This is a genomic window from Streptomyces sp. NPDC087845 (assembly GCF_044742755.1).
GTDB lineage: Bacteria > Actinomycetota > Actinomycetes > Streptomycetales > Streptomycetaceae > Streptomyces.
Window position 1 is genome coordinate 276,347 of sequence record NZ_JBIUVC010000009.1, and the last position, 15,813, is coordinate 292,159.

A 15,813-nucleotide genomic window follows, 5' to 3' on the forward strand; every position below is an offset into this window, starting at 1 on the left:
CGACACGAGGCTCACGGACGGCCGTCGGGGTCTGTCGGTCCGGTGGGCGTGAAGCGGACCGGGGCCTGGAAGCGTGCGCGGCGGGCGGCGCGGCGGAAGGTGGTGAGCACCGCTGGGCCGGCCAGCGTGATGCAGACGAAGTTGGTGACGGCCCGTCCGGTGTCCCAGCCGAGGGAGGTGGCGAGGTCGAAGGCGAGGTAGCGGTGCCACTGCTCGGTGAACGGCAGACCGGGAAGGTAGGCGATGGAACTGTTCGGGTCGAGGGAGAACGGCCAGAAGGAGAGGTTCAGCAGAAAGCCGAAGAGGTAACCGGAGACCGATCCGTACGTGGCGAGCATCAGGACCTCGCGGCGGCCGGTGGCGCGGGGCAGGAATCCGGCGAGCATGCCCACGAAGGCGCAGCCGAACATCTGGTAGGGCATCCACGGCCCGACGCCGCCCGTGATCAGGGCGGACGTGAACAGCGAGGTGCAGCCGAGGGTGAAGCCGAAGCCCGGCCCGTAGACGCGTCCGGCCAGGACCAGGACGAAGAAGACCGTTTCGATGCCGGCTGTTCCGGCGCCCAGGGGGCGCAGTGCCGCGTTGACGGCGGACAGGACGCCGAGCATGGCCAGGGCTTTGGAGTTGATGCCGCCCTCGGCTATCTCGGAGAGCACCACGCACAGTACGAGGACGAGCAGGATGCCGAAGATCAGGGGCGGTGCGTAGTTCGAGCCGAATTTTCCGGGCGCGACGACGAAGGGCCAGAAGAACGCGACCACTCCGAGGAACGCGGCCAGAGCAATGACCAGCGAAACACGGGTGTTGAGCCGGATGGCCGTCGCGGCGGTAGTACTCATGCCCGGTCCTCGCCGTCGCGGGATGCGGCGTCGGCCACTTCGAGTGCCGAGGTCACTTGATCGACGGTGAGGAACGGCAGCGGTGCCAGGATCTTTGCGGTCTGCGGGGCGAACACGGGTGAGGCGACGATGACTTCGGACGTGGGCCCGTCCGCGACGATGTCGCCCTCGGCCATGACAACGACCCGGTCCGCCGTCCGGGCCACGAACTCGACGTCGTGCGTGGAGATGACGACCGAGCGGCCCTCACCGGCGAGCGCGGCGACGATCCGTGTCAGCTCCGCCTTGGCACGGTAGTCGAGCCCGCGGGTCGGTTCGTCGAGCAGCACGATCCTTGGTGCGGCGGCCAGTTGGATCGCCAGGACGAGAGCCAGCTTCTGTCCTTCCGACAAGTCCCGGGGATGAGTGCTGTCGGGGATGCCCGGGGCCAAGCGGTCGAGGATGCTTCGCGCCCCGGAGGACTCGGTCCCGTGGGCGGACTCGCTGTCGGCCTGGTCGAGTTCCTGCTTGACGCTTTCGAGGTAGAGGAGGTCGGCGGGTGTCTGCGGGACGAGACCGACCAGGCGGCGCGCGTGGGCCGCGGGCAGAGCGTGTGGATCGCGCGCTGCGCCGTCTCCGGTGACGCGGACCGTGCCGGCCCTGCGCGGGCCGGAACCCTGCAACGCCCACAGCAGGGACGACTTCCCCGAGCCGTTGCGCCCCATCAGAGCCGTGATCTCACCGCTGCGCAGGTCGAGGTCGACCTCGCGGACGGCGGCGACGCCGTGATAGCTGACGGTGATACCGCGCGCGGTCAGCAACGCGGGCGGTCCGGCCGCCGGAGCAGGACGTACCGGAGCCGGCGCGGCATTGGCCAGCTCGGCCCTGAGCGGGGCGGCGGCGCGGCGGGCGTCGCGGATGGACAGGGGCAGCGGGTGCCAAGCGGCGGCGCGGGCGAGTTCCACGATCGGCGGAGCGATGGAGGACGTACGGAGGATCTCTGCGGGAGTCCCTTGGACAACGCGCCCGTCACCGGGCAGGTACACCATGCGGTCGGCGTACTGGACGACTCGTTCGAGGCGGTGTTCGGCCATGAGGACGGTGACCCCGAGGTCGTGGACAAGGCGGGTGACGGCGGCGAGTACTTCCTCGGCTGCGGTCGGGTCGAGGGCGGAGGTCGGCTCGTCGAGGACGAGGACGCGAGGATGGGCGGTGAGGACCGATCCGATGGCCACGCGCTGCTGCTGGCCGCCGGACAGTTCGTGCAGCGCGCGGTGGCGCAGGTCGGCGAGGCCCAGCAGGTCGAGCGTCTCCTCGACCCTCTTGCGCATGACCGTTGGCGCGATGGCCAGCTGCTCCATGGCGTAGGCGAGTTCTTCCTCGACGGTATCGGTAACGAACCCGTCGAGCGGATCCTGTCCCACCACGCCGACCACGTCGGCGAGTTCCCGGGGCGGGTGGGTCGCGGTGTCGCGTCCGTCGACCGTGACGCGGCCGTAGAGGGTGCCGCCGGTGAAGTGGGGGACGAGCCCGTTGACGGCGCCCAGGAGGGTGGACTTGCCGACGCCGGTGTGACCGACGACGAGGCAGAGCTCGCCCTCTTCGATGACAAGGTCGACCTCGCGCAGGGCGGGTTCGGCAGTGTCGTCGTACTGGACGGTGACCTGATCGAAGGTGATCACGTGGCTTCGGCTTTCTCGGTGCGCTGTCGGGGGACGACCGGGTGGGGCGGGGTCGGCGGCGGTGCGAGGAACCCGGCGGTCCCGGCGAGCAGGATCGCGAAGGTCGGCACCAGCGGCAGCGTCGGCCAGCTGAGCGGGTAGATGGAGGGATTGAGCTCGGCCGCGTTGTAGCCCACGTTGCTGAAGAGCAGGACGGCGGAGAGCACACCGGCTCCGGCGACGGCCCATTCGGGCAGCAGCCACGGGTCGGGCCGGTAGGTGGTACGCGAGACCCTGCGTCCCCCCAGACGCAGGCCCGCCACGCACAGCACGGCTCCCGCGGCCATGGCCGGGAGCCCGAGGAACGCGGGCGTGGTCGCGTCCAGGAGTCCGTAGGCCCCGGCGCACAGTCCGCACATACCGAGGAGCATGAGCGCCCCGGTGGCCCGTCGGGAGCGGCGGGTGGCGGTGCCGGCGCGGCCGTACCCCCGGGAGTCCATTCCGGCGGCGAGGCGCAGGGAGCGTTCGAGGGCGTCCTCAAGGACGGGGACGACGATGCCGCGAAGCGCCTTGAGCCCCTTGTTGCGGCCTGCCCGGAGCCTGCGGGCGCGGGCCACTCGTTGCACGCTCTGTACGAGTTGGGGGGCGACGCTGATCGCGACAGTGACGGCGACGCCGAGTTCGTGCAGTGCGCCGGGCAGGATTCTCAGGGCGCGCTTGGGGTTGGCAAGAGTGTTGGCGGCGCCGATGCAGCAGAGCATGCAGGCCAGCCGCAGGCCGTCGGTGGCTGCGGAGAGCAGCGCCTCCAGCGAGACGGGCCCGCCGAGTTGGATGCCCGCGTACCAGTCCGGGGTCGGGATGTGAGGGAGGGAGAAGAGGAAGTGGTCGTGCGGGGTGATCCCGGTGGCGAACACGGCCCGGAACAGGACGCGGATCGCGACGACGGTGAGGGCGAGGTAGAGGTAGTACTTGAAGCCCCGCGCCCAGGGCGCCTCGGTGTGGCGTGCGGTGACGACGTAGCCGAGAACCGCGAGCACAAGGAACAGCAGCAGAGGGTTGTTGGTACGGCTGACGGCGGTGGCCAGAGCGAGGGCCCAGATCCACCAGGCGACCGGATGAAGCGTTCTGGGCAGGCGACGGCCGCCCGTGTCAGGCTCATGTCCGGACACGGGCGTGGTCTCCATGGGGGTGGTACGCGCCACCGCGGCTACTCCGTACGGCGGCGGCGCTTGGCCGCGAACACGGCCGCCCCGCCGACGAGTACGACCAGCGAGCCGCCCGCCACCACCGGCACGAGGGAGCCGGCGTCAACCTTCGCGTCGGCTGCCGGGGCCGCGTCGACCACCCTGGTTCCGGTCCCCGACGCGCTCTCGGCGGGACTGACCGAGACGGTCGGCGAAGGGCTCGGTGACGCGGACTCCGACGCGCTGGGCGACGGGCTCTTGGACGGCTTCGCCGTGGCGGAAGCAGACTTCGACGGCGCCGGCTTCTTCTGCTCGGGCGCCTTCGGGCCCGTGTCGGTGCCGGGCGGCAGCGCGGGAGCCCGGTGGGTCGATGCCGGCTTGCCCACATCGCCCTGCGCCTTGGTGTTGTGGGCGCGCAGTTGGTCCGGTGTGAGCTTGGGCCGCCCCTTGGTGCCCTCGATGTTGGTGCCGCCGAAGATCCACAGGTCGACGCTGCCGGGCTTCGGCTTATAGAGCATGGCGCCGAGCTGGCTGTACTCCCAGGAGTTCGCGCCCGGGTCGGCGTGCCAGTAGGACCAGTAGGCGGAGGCGGGTGGGGTCAGGACGCAGTCGTCCTGTTGGGGTGTCGGGTACTGCTTGCCGCCCTGGTGACCGCTGTAGCCGATGCGGCAGATGAAGGCGGGGCCGTCGTGCCCGGTGCCGGTGGTGCGCCAGCCGCCCTGGTTGAGGAGTTCGTAGCCGGTGGTGGGTGTGGTGCCGCAGGAGCGGTAGACCGGGCCGCCCCAGTGGCTGAAGTCGACCGCGAGAACGGTGCCGGAGCTGGTGGTGCACCGGCCCATGGGCTGCGGATCCGCCGCGGCGGACGGCGCGGTGGCCGTCAGTGCCGCGGCCGACAGCAGGAGTGCGGCAGCCGCCTGTACGCCCCTGCGCCACGTGGGGGTGCTCATATCCGTCCCTCCGCCGATGCCCGACGACGGGCCACGACGACCACACGCCAGCCGGCGCCGACCAGCAGGGCCGCGAAGCCGACGAGCGCACCGATCTGCACACCGGTCGAGGCCAGCGCTCCCCCACCGGAGCCGCCTCCGTCGGTGTCGACGATGCCGCCCGTGCCCCCTGTTGAACCGTCGGGCGTGACGATCAACGGAGTGGAGGCACTGGGGCTGGGCGTGGGCTGCGGCGTGGTGCCGGTCAGGCTCCGCTCCAGCGTGCCGAACGAGATACCGGTGGCGCCGCCCACGGCCTGGGTGGACGCGCGCAGGTCCGATCCGCGCTGCCCTTCTTTGGCGACGTTGAATCCTCCGTCGGTGTTCTGCTGGCCCGCGAGGAACTTACGCGCCTTGGCGATCTCAGGGGCGTACTGCTTCGCGTCCAGCGAGAGCCCCTGGACCGCGAGGGCAGCGGAGTTGACCGAGTTTCCGGCCGCGCCGGGGAAGCCGCCGTCGGGAAGCTGCTTGCCTGCGATCCAGTCGAGCGCTTTGTCCACGGCCTTGTCGGCCCTCTCGCCGCCGGCGAGGTCCAAGGCCATGGCCGCGATGGCGGTGGAGTCGACATCGGAGTCGCCGGTGGCGGGAATCAGGCTGGGCCAGGCGCCGCTGCTGTGCTGGAGGCTCTCCAGATACGCGATCGGCTCCTGTGCCGCTGTCTTCTCGTCGGCGCGCAGCTGAGCCATGACCGCGAGCGACTGAGAGAAGACCGAAGGGGCGTACGTGTAGGACCCCTTGGCGGCGCAGCTGCGGTCCGGAGCCTTGCTCGGCCCGGAACAGACGGCCTTGTGCAGAGCGGCGATGAGGTCCTCGCCGCCGAAGGAGCGCGGGTCACGGCCGACGGCCTCGGCGAGCAGGGCGGCCTTCCCTGTCGAGCCGCCGAGCGCGTACTCCGTATCGGTTCCGGTCCAGTCCTGCAAGGTCCTGCCCTCGCCGTCCTTACCCCCCTTGTCGAGGAAGTCGACGATGCCGCGCAGCTTGTCGTTGTTCAGGCCGGTGGCCGCGAGCGCGTAGGCGCCGTCGATGGTGAGGCCGAAGTCCGCGCGGGAGGAGCCGGGGCCGGCGGTGTAGTACTGCCCCTGCTTGAGGTTGGCCGCACTGGTGAGATAGCCGACGCCCTTCTTCAGGTCGGGGCCCCCACCGGTCGGAAGGGTCGGGTCGGTGGTCGGCGGTTCGGTCGTCGGCGGGTCTGTCGGCTCCGGCTCCTTCGTCGTCAGGCGGGTGAGGTCGGTGTCCGCACCGGCCAGAACCGCCGGGCCGGTCGCGTAGAGAGCCGGATCGGTGGCGGCCTCCTCAAACCCGAAGCCACCACCGTCGAGCTGCTCGCGCGAGAGCCAGGAGACGGCGGCGTCGGCCTGTGTGGCGTCGTCGAGCACGCGCAGTGCCTGCGCCGCATAGGCGGTGGCGTAGACGCTGCCGGTCGTGGATCCCGTGTAGCCGGGGAACGCCCCGTCCTTGCGCTGTGCCTTCTTCAGATAAGTACGTGCCTTGGCCACGGCGGCGTCCTGCCCTCCCGCCTCGTGCAGGGCCAGGGCCACCAGGCCGGTGGTGGCGGGGTCGCCGTCGCAGTACTCGCCGACGCGGATCAGGATGCTGGTGACCCCGCCGTCGTCGCACTGCAGCTGGGTCAACCGTTCGACCGTCACCGCCGGGGGTACGACACCTGCGCGCAGCACGGCGAGCAGCGCGAGCGCCTGACCGTCGGCGTACGAGGCGTTGCGGAAGTCGCCCTTTGCGGAGCAACCGGGGGTGTGGGTGCCCGACTCGGGACCAGCGGCGCAGACATGGTCGACAAGGTCTGCGACCAGGTCGTGGCCGCCGAAGGCATGCGGGTCGCCGTCGGTGACCTCGGCGAGAAGGGCGAGCCGGGCGGCGGCGGTCGCGTCGGGTGCCTGGTCCTTGCCCGGCGCGTAGGCGTAGTCGTCGGCGTGGGCGGCGAGGAAGGCAGTGACCTTGTCGAGGGTGGCGCTCGTGCCCTCGACGGCGGCCAGTGCGTAGGCCGCCTCGGTGGTCAGCAGGTAGTTCGGGGTGTCGGCGCCGTCGTCGACGATGCGTTCGCCGTCCTTGAGCGCGCCCTTGGCCCAGGCCGCCGCGGCCGCGATGTCGATCTCACCGGCCGGGACCGTGGGAGTGCTGCCGCCGGGGTCGGGGGTCTCGGTGCCCCCGCCGGCGCGTACGTCATCCGGAGTGAACGTCGGCCTGCCTGTCGTGCCGCCGATGTCGGTCCCGCCGAACACCCAGGCGTCGACGTCACCGTCCTTCGGCTTGCGGTCCATGGCGCCGTACTGGCTGTAGGTCCACTTGTTCTGCCCCGGCGAGGCGATCCAGTACGACCAGTAGGCCGTGGCCGGCGGCGTGAGAACGCAGGACTCCTGGGCCGTGGTCGGGTACTGCGTTCCCGAGCCGAGTCCGATGCGGCAGATGAAGGCCGGGCCGTCGTGCTCCGTACCCTCGGTGGTGAAGCCCGCCTCGTGGAGGAGCTCGTAGCCCGTCGTCGGCGTCGTGTCGCAACCGCGCTCGACCTTGCCGTCGAAGGGGCCGAAGTCGACAGCGACGATCGCGCCCTTGGTGGCCGTGCAATCGTCGACGGGATCAGCTGCGGCCGGGGTGACCGTGACGAGTGTCACGGTCATGGCAAGCAAGAGAAATGCCACTGATATCAGGGACAGGAGCGCTCTGGTCCCCGCCTGCCGGTCTCTTCGCTGTGCGGTCCCCACCACGGCCCCCTCGTTCTGTCTCCGTGGGGACACGAACGTGGCTGAGGCCACCTCGACCACGCGCGGTTCACCGCATGGCAGGGCTGGTCGACCACGCCGTAGTCCGCGACGGCGTTTCTCGCTGCAGATCAGGCCCCAGGTAATCCGGCTCGCCCGGCAATGCCGGGCCTACGGTTGCGGGTCAGCGCCGGGTTTCGACCGGCTTCCCCTGGGACTCAGTGCTTATCAGGCGGATTGCAACACGCCCATACACACGGCGTCAAGACGGGTCGCGCAGCGCACACATGGGAATCTACGGGGCTGCTGGCAGGACTGGTTCGCCTGGGGTAGCGTCCTGGGCTGCCACATGGGGGAACCCGGTGAGAGTCCGGGGCTGACGCGCAGCGGTAGTGGGACGGCTGGGGGCCGTTCCGAGCCCGAATGCCCATGGCGGCGGTGCACCACAGGAAGCCGGTCCACGCGTTCGGGCGGCGACCCTGCCCGCTGCCACCCTCCCCGAGGTGCGATGCGGGCCTGGTCGGCGCGCCCCTCATCCCAGGAGCAGGCCATGCCTCGTCTTTCGATCTCACCTCGTCTTGCGTTCACAGCATCCGTCTCCCTCGGGGCGCTCTGTCTGAGCGTCCTGCCGGCCGCGGCCACCGCCACCCCGGCCCAGATCGCCACATCGAAGACGAACGGTGTCGCGTATCTCAAGTCCCTCCAGGCGACGGACGGTTCGTACGCCTCGGGCGGGCTGTCCAACGAGTGGGCGTTCAGCGCGCTCGCCTCCGCCGGAACGGCCGCCGTCGACGTCACACCGGGCGGCGACACCACGAAGAACGCGAGATCGGTCTACCGCAACCTGCTGTCCACAGCGAGCTGGCCGTCGGCGACTCCGGTGGTCACGGACTACGAACGTGCGACCCTCAACGCCTACGCCGCCGGAATCGACCCGTCCCGCGTCTCGGCCTCCCGCAACCTGGTTGCCGACATCTACAGCTACTGGCAGAACGCCGAGCCCGGCTACTTCGGACCGTCCGCCAACTTCAACGGCACCGTCTTCGCCGCCCTCGCCCTCGGCGGCGCCAAGACCCAGGCCGGTGCCCAGCGCATACCCCAGTCCCTGCGCGACTCGCTCATCACCCGCATCCGCGCCAACCAGCACGACGACGGCGGCTGGAACTTCAGCAAGGCCGAGGGCAACCCCACCCAGCTCGCCGCCACGAGCGACATCGACATGACCGGCGCCGCCCTGGCCGCACTCTGCGTCTCCGGCGTACCGAACACCGACACCGACATCACCCAGGCCAAGGCGTTCCTCAAGAGCAAACTGGTGCCCACCAGCGGCGCCTTCAACGCGATGTTCGGCGTCAACACCGACTCCAACGGCTGGGCCGTATCCGGCCTGAACGCCTGCGGCATCAACCCGCAGACCGGCGACTTCCTCACCTCCGCCGGCAAGACCCCCGTCGACTTCCTCATCACCCAGCAATTCAACCCCGGCGGCGGCTTCAAGTACCTGCCCAGCGACACCACACCCTCCGCCTACGCATCCATCGACGGACTGCGCGCCGTCGCGGGAGGCGGCTTCACCGCGACTCCCCCGGTTCCCGCCACCAGCGGCGCACCCCAGTGGGTGGCGCAGAGCACCTTCACCTCAGGCACCGCCACGAAACTGGCCCTGACCGTGGACGACGGCGCGGGCAACCTGAAGGCGTGTTCCGTCGCCTTCACCCCCACCGATACCACCACGACGCTCGGCGCCGTGCTGGACGCTGCCGCGAGCGCCGCCACCCCGTCCGGCTGCGTGAGCGGCGTGACCCCCTCCTCGGGAACAGGCACGATCACCGCCCTCAACGGCAAGGCGAACAGCGGCTCGAACACCTGGAAGGCCGGCGTCGACGGCTCCTCCTTCGCCACGGCCACCCGCGAAAAGGTGATCAACGCCGGTGACACGATCGCCCTGCGCTGGGGTGCCTGACCTTCCCAAATGATCGACGTCCGCTCTGCGGCGACCGGGCCACACAGCAGCCCGGTCGCCGCAGAGCGGTCTACAGTCACGGACATGCGCATCGTTTCCCTCCTCCCGGCCGCGACCGACATCGTGGCCGAGCTCGGACTGGCCGGACAGCTGGTCGGCCGGACGCACGAGTGCGACTGGCCGCCCCAGGACGTGCGGTCCGTTCCGGTGGTCACCGGCGCGGACCTCGCGCAGGACGAGATGAGCAGCAGGGAGATCTCGGACGCGGTCGGCGGCTCGGCGCACTCGGGCTCGTCCCTCTACACGCTGGACACCGAGGCGTTGGCCGCTCTGGCACCGGACGTGGTGCTGACCCAGGACCTGTGTGACGTGTGCGCCGTCTCCTACGAGCGCGTCAGCCAGGCGGTCCGGGTCATGGACACCGAGACCCGGGTGCTCAGCCTGGAGCCCCGGACACTCTCGGACGTACTGGACTGCCTGGTGACGGTTGGTGAGCTGCTCGGGGTCCGTGACCGGGCCGAGCAGAGCCAGGCCGCCTTGCGCCGTCGCCTGTACGAGGTGTCCGGGCTGGTCGCGGGCCGCCCCCGGCCTCGGGTTGTGGCCGTCGAATGGCTCGATCCACTGTGGCCTGCGGGTCACTGGGTGCCCGAGCAGATCACTTGTGCCGGGGGCGAGGCGCTGCTGGCGGAGCCGGGCGAGCACACCGAGCCCATGACGTGGGATCAGGTACGCGCTGCGCGTCCGGACGTGCTCCTCGTGATGCCGTGCGGCTTCCCGCCGGAACGCACCCTGAGAGAAAGGGATGCGCTCACTTCACTCCCCGGCTGGGACGACCTGCCCGCCGTTCAGGCGGGCAGCGTCTGGGTCTTGGACGGCCCCGCCTACTTCAACCGCCCCGGCCCGCGGGTCGTGCGCGGAGCCGAGATACTGGCACATGTGCTGCACGGCGTGCGGGCCGGGGCGGCGGTCACAGCGGACGAGGCGAGACCGTTCTAGAAGGTGGTCCAGGTGAAGGTGACCTTGTCCCCGGCATTCAGCTTGAACTGGCATCCGCCGACAGGGGTCGGCGTGCCGTTGACGGAGATGTTCCAGTAGGCAACACCTCCACCACTGACGTTCTTGATGGTGTCGACCGAGAAGTCGTCGAACGAGGCATACCAGGCACCGTCCCAGGTGAAGTGTCTCTTGCGGGCAGCGTCGTCGAGGGCCGCGGTCGGTGTGGGGACGGCGCTCGGCTGAGCTCCCCCGTTGGTGCCGTCGCATCTGTGCGTACCACCGGTGGCGGTGGTCACGTCGTGTCCCTTGGTCTTGATCTTTCCGTTGAAGAGACGCCCGTCCGGCCCCTTCACGGTCACAGTCACCTTGACGGCGGCGTTCGTCGAGGCCGTGCCCTGCGCGTGAGCGACACCGGGAGCGGAGGTGAGAGCCAGGCCGAGGGCGGCCGAGGCAACAAGGGTACGGCGGGCGGATATCAGGTGCACGGAAGTGCCTTCCTGGTATGGGTCGTCTGCCGCCCCGGCCGACAGACCGCTGCCTGGCGCAGCCGTCCGCTGAACGGACGGTGAGACGCACGAGAGCGGTGCTGCGGGCTTCACGCTGCAGACCATGACAGTGGGAAGCGGTGCACGTCACGCACCGGGTTCTCCGACTCGCGGCCCGGACGGGCCACACACGGTTGCAGGTCAGCGCCGGATTCCCACCGGCTTCCCCCTGAGCGCGCACGCATTGAGTTGTCGCTCCGAGAACGCCGAAGCACTCGCATGCTATTGCCGATCGACGGAATGTCACCAGAGGCCAACGTGACGTGCCTGCCTATGCCGGCCAAGACAGCCCGGCCTCCCAACCGGGACACCGCACTTACGGGGACCGGAGACAGGTCATGCGCGCCACATTGTCGTGCCCGGTGCTCACATATCCGCAGGTTCACTCATGTGACTGCCGCGGGCCGCGAAGCGGCGCCGCACGAGCACGGAGGGCAAGGCTTCCCCAACTCGGCACACGGCCTCCGTGCGATGACTCGCACCCACCTGCACCACACGCGAGAGACCGACAGCGGCATCGAGACCCCCGCGTCCGCCGATGCCCGACCGACGCACATTCGCAGCCGCCAGAAACGGCTGTAAGTACCGACGCGGACTGGGTCACCGTGACACTTCCGCCGATCGACAGCGCCCGACCACCCTCGGATCTCCGCAGGCCCGCGCCCTGGTCGAGCAGGTCGTGGACCTGGTGCCAGCGCTCCAGGGTGGTCTGGGCGCGGGGCCCGTCATCCAGGGGCGCGTCCAGCACGGTGGCCCAGCAGCTACTGTGCGCCTTCACCTCGCTCAGGTCGGCCTCGCACAGGTTGTGCCACCGATGCCAGCGATCACCAACCTGCACCGCGTCGGTCAGGGCACGGCGGATGGCCTGGGCGTAGGTGGCCGAGCCGTCGCGGCACACGACCTCGACGCCCGGATGGGCGCGCAGCCGTGCCTCCAGGGTGTCGGCCGTGCGGTCGGGCAGCACGTCGATCCGCTCATGGGTCTCGGCGTCGATCACGACGGCGGCATAGCGATGCCGCCGACGCAGCGCGAAGTCGTCGACGCCGATCACGCGGGGGCACCCGCCCGGTGGGCAACGGGATGCGCATCAGGGCGCGCAGGGCAGTGTGACGAGAGACGCCCATCGCGGGTATCGCCGGCAAGCGTGCACCCGCCCGGCCCGCTAACTCCTCGACCACGGCCTTGACTTGCCTGGTCGGACGGGTAGTGCGGCGCTGTACCACTCCAGCGCCCCGGGCACCTGTTCGCGGAAGGTGTGGCGGCAGCCGTGCGTGGGACACACCAGGCGCCGCACCCGCACTCGGGCCATCACCCGCCGCCCGTCCACCGACACATCGGCCACCGTCCGCAGGTGAGAGCCATGCACCCGCCCGGACGGCGCTCCGCAACCCGGACACGGCACCGGGTCCTCCGGCGTCCGAGCCCGCACCACAATCCCCTCGCCTTCGTCGGAAACGGCCTCGATGACCAGCGGCGACAGCCCCGAAAACACCACATCTACAAGCTCGTTGACATCACGCACATCACGTCAACGGCAAACCGACACCCTCCGTCACCACCGAATGTGAGACAGGGCCGTTCGTTTGACAGACCCCCCATTGACCAGAAAAGCCGTTCCTGGACACAACAGTTGGCCGGCCTTGGGCTGGAGTGGGCGGTACAGATGGGACCCCGATGCGCGCCGGCCTGTGACCGCCATCCGGCCCACGGCCGACGCGCACGTCCCGCATCCCTGGTGAAGACCCCGCGAAACCAGGGGCCTGTCCTGGCGATCCGTCAGCGGCGCTCGGGGGTGTCTCCACTGCGACCGCCACCGGGGGCCGCGGCTTCTCCGGCGCCCAACGCCGGTGCGCGGGTCCGGCTGGTGCGGTGGTCATCGCCGCCGAGGCCGCCGCCGGTGCCCGTGGGGATCACGACCTGTCGATCTCCGCCTTGCAGTCCCGGAGCAGTTCCAGGTGTCTCGCCACCACGGGGCGGGCCGCCCGGGCGGCCGCCTTGACCTCGGCGTTGCTCCCCGTTCCCATTTCCTGGTCGATCAGGGCCAGCGCTTCCACGTGCCCGGTGGCCTCGGTGTTCAGCCACGCGACGTCGTACGTGCTCGTACCCGCCTTGGCCCGCACGGCGGCCAATGCCTGCTCCTGCGCCGGGGAGGGCCCGGCCGGCAGAGTAACGTGCAGTTTGCCCGCCAGCGCCTTGACGTCGGCGTCCAGCCTCCTGTGGTCGCGCACCAGTGTGGCGCCGACCGTCTTCACACACGCCGTTGTGGCGTTCTTGCCCGTGTCCTGTCCGGCTGCGATCTCGGCGAGGTTTCCCTGATGGATCGCCTTCAGGAAAGGCGCGTCATCGGTGGCCGCGGCCGCCGCGAACGCGGAAGGCGCGGATATGCCGGCCAGCGCTGCCAGCATCGTGGCAGCGGCCACGCGTCGCACAGCAATCATCTGCGTTGCTCCCTTCGCCCGGTCCGAGGTGCGCAAGGGGCGGCATCAGACCGGTCGCTGAACGGGCACGCGTGTTGGTGTCCGGTAGCCATGCTTTCCCGTGCCAAACGGCGTGGTCACACAAATACCGGTCTGTCACACGAATGGCCGCCGTTTCCCGGGTAACGGAATCCCCTGCCGTATCTCGTCGGGCCGTACCCCCGTGAGCTCGTCGGGCCGTATCCCCGGCGTATCCCTGATGGCCGCGCCGTGGTCTGCATCCCCGGCGATGCCCTCGTCCGCCCTCCCCTCCCCCGCCGCGCCGACAGCGCTGTGGCCGACACCTCCGCGTTCGCGCCGGTCTACGCGGTTCGTACACCGGGCGGATCCAGCGGTGCGGACAGGCGTCCGGCGGCTTCGCGGAGGACGATTTCGGCATGGGCGCCGCGGCCGTTCTTCGGCAGGGCAGTGGCGTGGCGCTGCCCGTCGGCGGCGATCGCGCGGGCGTGACCGGTCGGCTGGAGGGCGATCTGTTCGTAGTCGCGGGGTTCGAGGTGCGGGTTCTCCCACGCGAGCACGGCGGTGACGAGCGCTTCGTAGGAGCGCGGTTCAGGGGAAGTTCGGCTTCGATCAGGCCGTGAAGGTCGTGGAGCACGGTGTGTGTGCCGCTCATTGGCGCCTTGCCGCGCCGTTGTGGTCGCCCTTGTAAGGTAAAATTCAGGCGTATGGGTATATGGCGGCGGCTCTCGTTCCGCCAACATTCCTGGCAGGCCAGAGACGCCCTGCTGGCGATCCCGCTCGCTCTGATCACAGCCATCGTGCTGGCCGATGCAACGACCGGGCCCGACGTGCCGCTGGGCCCCCTGCTGATCGTGGCACCCGCGCTCACCGCCTCTTTCGCCGGCCCCCTCCTGACCGCCGTGGTCGGAGTCATCGCTGTGGGGGCCCTGTTCGGCGTCGGCGTAGGGCTCCGCATCCTGACCACGGAGAGCATCGGTGCGCAGATCATCGCCGTGGTGGTGGTCTCGGCGATTGTGACGGTGTTCCGGTTGCTGCGGGATCGGTACGGCCGTGAGCTGGCGCAGGTACGGACGGTGTCGGAGGCCACGCAGCGAGCGGTGCTCAGACCGCTGCCGCGGCGGATCGGGCCACTGCGGGTGGCCTCGGTGTACCTCGCGGCAGAGGAGCAGGCGCAGATCGGCGGCGACCTGTATGCGGCCACTCGCACCTCGGCCGGTACCAGGCTGATCATCGGGGATGCGAGGGGCAAGGGCCTGACCGCGATCGGAGACGCCGCGCTGCTGCTGGGCGCATTCCGGGCGGCCGCACACCGGCAATCCTCCCTGCCCGACCTCATGGCCTACCTGGAGAACAGCGTGTGCTGGAGCATGGTCGAACCCACCGAGTCGGAGCAGGAAGGGGAGTGCTTCATCACCGCCGCAATCATCGACATCCCCGACGCAGGCGAGAAGGTGGAGATGATCAGCTGCGGTCACCCGCCCCCCTTGCTACTACGCGACGGACAGGTCACCGCACTCAACGCCACCCGCCCCGCGCCGCCACTGGGCCTGGGCGAGCTGACCACACCCCAGTACCAGGTGGACACCTTCGCCCTGGAGCCCGCAGACCTGCTGCTGCTCTACACCGACGGCGTGATAGAAGCCCGGGACCCCGGCAGAGTCTTCTACCCGCTGGCCGAACGTGCCGCCTCGCAGGCACACCACAGCCCCCAGGCCCTGATCCACCACCTGCGCGCCGACCTTCTGGCCCATGTGGGCGGGCGCCTGGACGACGACGCCGCCATGGTCTGCATCCAGCGCACCCCCGGGCCCGGATCGGGGTCGGGGTAGTCGAGGCTGTAGACCCGGCCGCGCAGCAGCTGCTCAATACGTGGCATCAGTAACTTCTGCCCGGATTCACAGGCTCGGCACGATGGCGGCGCCGATGCCGCCGGGGCACAGGGCGAAGGCGACTTCCGGCCAGCCGCCCTTCCTCAGCGGAACGGTCTGTCGAGGGCGAGCCGGCCGGGGCCGATGGCAGCGATGGCCGGCGCCACGACCGCGATGCACACGTTGAACTCGACGCCACTCTGTGTCTCCCACAGGGAATGTGCCGCGGTGACGGTCACCATGGCATTGAGCATCACGCCGATCAGGACAGCCGATGCCAGCGGGGTGAACAGTCCCAGAGCCAGGCCGAGAGGCCCCCGAGAAACTCGGAGCCACCACCGATGGCGGCATAGACCTTTCCGGGGTGACTGGCGCCGCCGCACCTCGCGGCCGGGGACGGCACTGACCTCCAGCACCGGGGCGACGTTGGCCGGCTGCGGGCCCAGCCCGCAAACACGCGCCTCACATCCACGCGTGCGACTGATGCTCCGAATATGACATATATGGCATGCGTGGAAATTTGACATGTGTGGCATTTGGTGTTGGGGAGAACTTCTTAGCTGAACCCTCGGCTGGGAGGGCTCAAACAGGCGGGAGGAGCGCATCATGATCGCCAAGCTGCTCGGCAAGCTGTCCTTCA

At 70.0% G+C, this 15,813-nt stretch carries 11 protein-coding genes, 2 pseudogenes and 3 riboswitches; of the genes and pseudogenes, 3 read left to right on the forward strand and 10 right to left on the reverse strand.

Features of this window, described 5'->3' with window-relative positions:
- Positions 1-11: 11 nt before the first annotated feature.
- From ACIOMQ_RS24055 to ACIOMQ_RS24075, 5 genes are read right to left on the reverse strand one after another with little or no spacing between them, the layout of a single operon-like run.
- Positions 12-839 carry an ECF transporter S component gene (locus tag ACIOMQ_RS24055; RefSeq protein ID WP_401756154.1) on the reverse strand — a complete coding sequence of 276 codons (828 nt, stop codon included), beginning with the start codon at positions 837-839 and terminating at the stop codon, positions 12-14.
- Positions 836-2,500, reverse strand: coding sequence for an ABC transporter ATP-binding protein (locus ACIOMQ_RS24060; RefSeq protein WP_401756151.1), 1,665 nt, complete (start codon positions 2,498-2,500; stop codon positions 836-838). Before ACIOMQ_RS24060 ends, ACIOMQ_RS24055 begins: the two co-directional genes overlap by 4 nt.
- Positions 2,497-3,663, reverse strand: coding sequence for an energy-coupling factor transporter transmembrane component T (locus tag ACIOMQ_RS24065; RefSeq protein ID WP_402190349.1), 1,167 nt, complete (start codon positions 3,661-3,663; stop codon positions 2,497-2,499). Before ACIOMQ_RS24065 ends, ACIOMQ_RS24060 begins: the two co-directional genes overlap by 4 nt.
- Before the next feature lie 23 nt (positions 3,664-3,686).
- A complete protein-coding gene (locus ACIOMQ_RS24070; RefSeq protein ID WP_362196753.1) occupies positions 3,687-4,610 on the reverse strand; it encodes a hypothetical protein in 924 nt (307 codons plus the stop codon).
- Positions 4,607-7,366 carry a prenyltransferase/squalene oxidase repeat-containing protein gene (locus ACIOMQ_RS24075; RefSeq protein ID WP_402190351.1) on the reverse strand — a complete coding sequence of 920 codons (2,760 nt, stop codon included), beginning with the start codon at positions 7,364-7,366 and terminating at the stop codon, positions 4,607-4,609. Before ACIOMQ_RS24075 ends, ACIOMQ_RS24070 begins: the two co-directional genes overlap by 4 nt.
- Before the next feature lie 138 nt (positions 7,367-7,504).
- Positions 7,505-7,574: riboswitch (cobalamin riboswitch) on the reverse strand.
- Positions 7,575-7,715: 141 nt separating this feature from the next.
- A riboswitch (cobalamin riboswitch) is annotated at positions 7,716-7,792 on the forward strand.
- Between the two features lie 121 nt (positions 7,793-7,913).
- Here ACIOMQ_RS24075 and ACIOMQ_RS24080 point away from each other — a divergent pair.
- Positions 7,914-9,326, forward strand: coding sequence for a hypothetical protein (locus tag ACIOMQ_RS24080; RefSeq protein WP_401941845.1), 1,413 nt, complete (start codon positions 7,914-7,916; stop codon positions 9,324-9,326).
- Between the two features lie 84 nt (positions 9,327-9,410).
- Positions 9,411-10,322 carry a cobalamin-binding protein gene (locus ACIOMQ_RS24085; protein ID WP_362196762.1) on the forward strand — a complete coding sequence of 304 codons (912 nt, stop codon included), beginning with the start codon at positions 9,411-9,413 and terminating at the stop codon, positions 10,320-10,322.
- Here ACIOMQ_RS24085 and ACIOMQ_RS24090 read toward each other — a convergent pair.
- The 4 genes and pseudogenes from ACIOMQ_RS24090 to ACIOMQ_RS24105 all read right to left on the reverse strand — a co-directional run bounded on the left by ACIOMQ_RS24090 (position 10,319) and on the right by ACIOMQ_RS24105 (position 13,862).
- Positions 10,319-10,807 carry a DUF4430 domain-containing protein gene (locus tag ACIOMQ_RS24090; RefSeq protein ID WP_362196765.1) on the reverse strand — a complete coding sequence of 163 codons (489 nt, stop codon included), beginning with the start codon at positions 10,805-10,807 and terminating at the stop codon, positions 10,319-10,321. The two genes, ACIOMQ_RS24085 and ACIOMQ_RS24090, sit on opposite strands and share 4 nt — an antisense overlap.
- Before the next feature lie 135 nt (positions 10,808-10,942).
- A riboswitch (cobalamin riboswitch) is annotated at positions 10,943-11,071 on the reverse strand.
- Between the two features lie 448 nt (positions 11,072-11,519).
- Positions 11,520-12,359, reverse strand: a pseudogene (locus ACIOMQ_RS24095) (ISL3 family transposase); the annotation flags it as partial.
- Positions 12,360-12,777: 418 nt separating this feature from the next.
- On the reverse strand, positions 12,778-13,305 hold the full coding sequence (locus tag ACIOMQ_RS24100) for a DUF4142 domain-containing protein (RefSeq protein WP_401941848.1): 528 nt from the start codon (positions 13,303-13,305) through the stop codon (positions 12,778-12,780).
- A 341-nt stretch (positions 13,306-13,646) separates the two neighbouring features.
- Positions 13,647-13,862, reverse strand: a complete 216-nt coding sequence (locus tag ACIOMQ_RS24105) for a hypothetical protein (protein WP_401265843.1) — start codon at positions 13,860-13,862, stop codon at positions 13,647-13,649.
- Positions 13,863-14,009: 147 nt separating this feature from the next.
- Between ACIOMQ_RS24105 and ACIOMQ_RS24110 the strand changes: the two genes are divergently transcribed.
- Positions 14,010-15,134 (forward strand): SpoIIE family protein phosphatase, encoded by a 1,125-nt coding sequence (locus tag ACIOMQ_RS24110; RefSeq protein ID WP_362196771.1) that lies wholly within the window; start codon positions 14,010-14,012, stop codon positions 15,132-15,134.
- A 66-nt stretch (positions 15,135-15,200) separates the two neighbouring features.
- Here the strand turns inward: ACIOMQ_RS24110 and ACIOMQ_RS24115 are convergent.
- A pseudogene (locus ACIOMQ_RS24115) lies at positions 15,201-15,537 on the reverse strand (DoxX family membrane protein); the annotation flags it as partial.
- Between the last annotated feature and the right edge of the window lie 276 nt (positions 15,538-15,813).

Bases quoted from the DNA above. Each gene is read 5' to 3' on its own strand.
- ACIOMQ_RS24070 (WP_362196753.1), bottom strand. From the start codon at position 4,610: ATGAGCACCCCCACGTGGCGCAGGGGCGTACAGGCGGCTGCCGCACTC.
- ACIOMQ_RS24100 (WP_401941848.1), bottom strand. From the start codon at position 13,305: ATGATTGCTGTGCGACGCGTGGCCGCTGCCACGATGCTGGCAGCGCTG.
- ACIOMQ_RS24055 (WP_401756154.1), bottom strand. From the start codon at position 839: ATGAGTACTACCGCCGCGACGGCCATCCGGCTCAACACCCGTGTTTCG.
- ACIOMQ_RS24080 (WP_401941845.1), top strand. From the start codon at position 7,914: ATGCCTCGTCTTTCGATCTCACCTCGTCTTGCGTTCACAGCATCCGTC.
- ACIOMQ_RS24085 (WP_362196762.1), top strand. From the start codon at position 9,411: ATGCGCATCGTTTCCCTCCTCCCGGCCGCGACCGACATCGTGGCCGAG.
- ACIOMQ_RS24065 (WP_402190349.1), bottom strand. From the start codon at position 3,663: ATGGAGACCACGCCCGTGTCCGGACATGAGCCTGACACGGGCGGCCGT.
- ACIOMQ_RS24110 (WP_362196771.1), top strand. From the start codon at position 14,010: ATGGGTATATGGCGGCGGCTCTCGTTCCGCCAACATTCCTGGCAGGCC.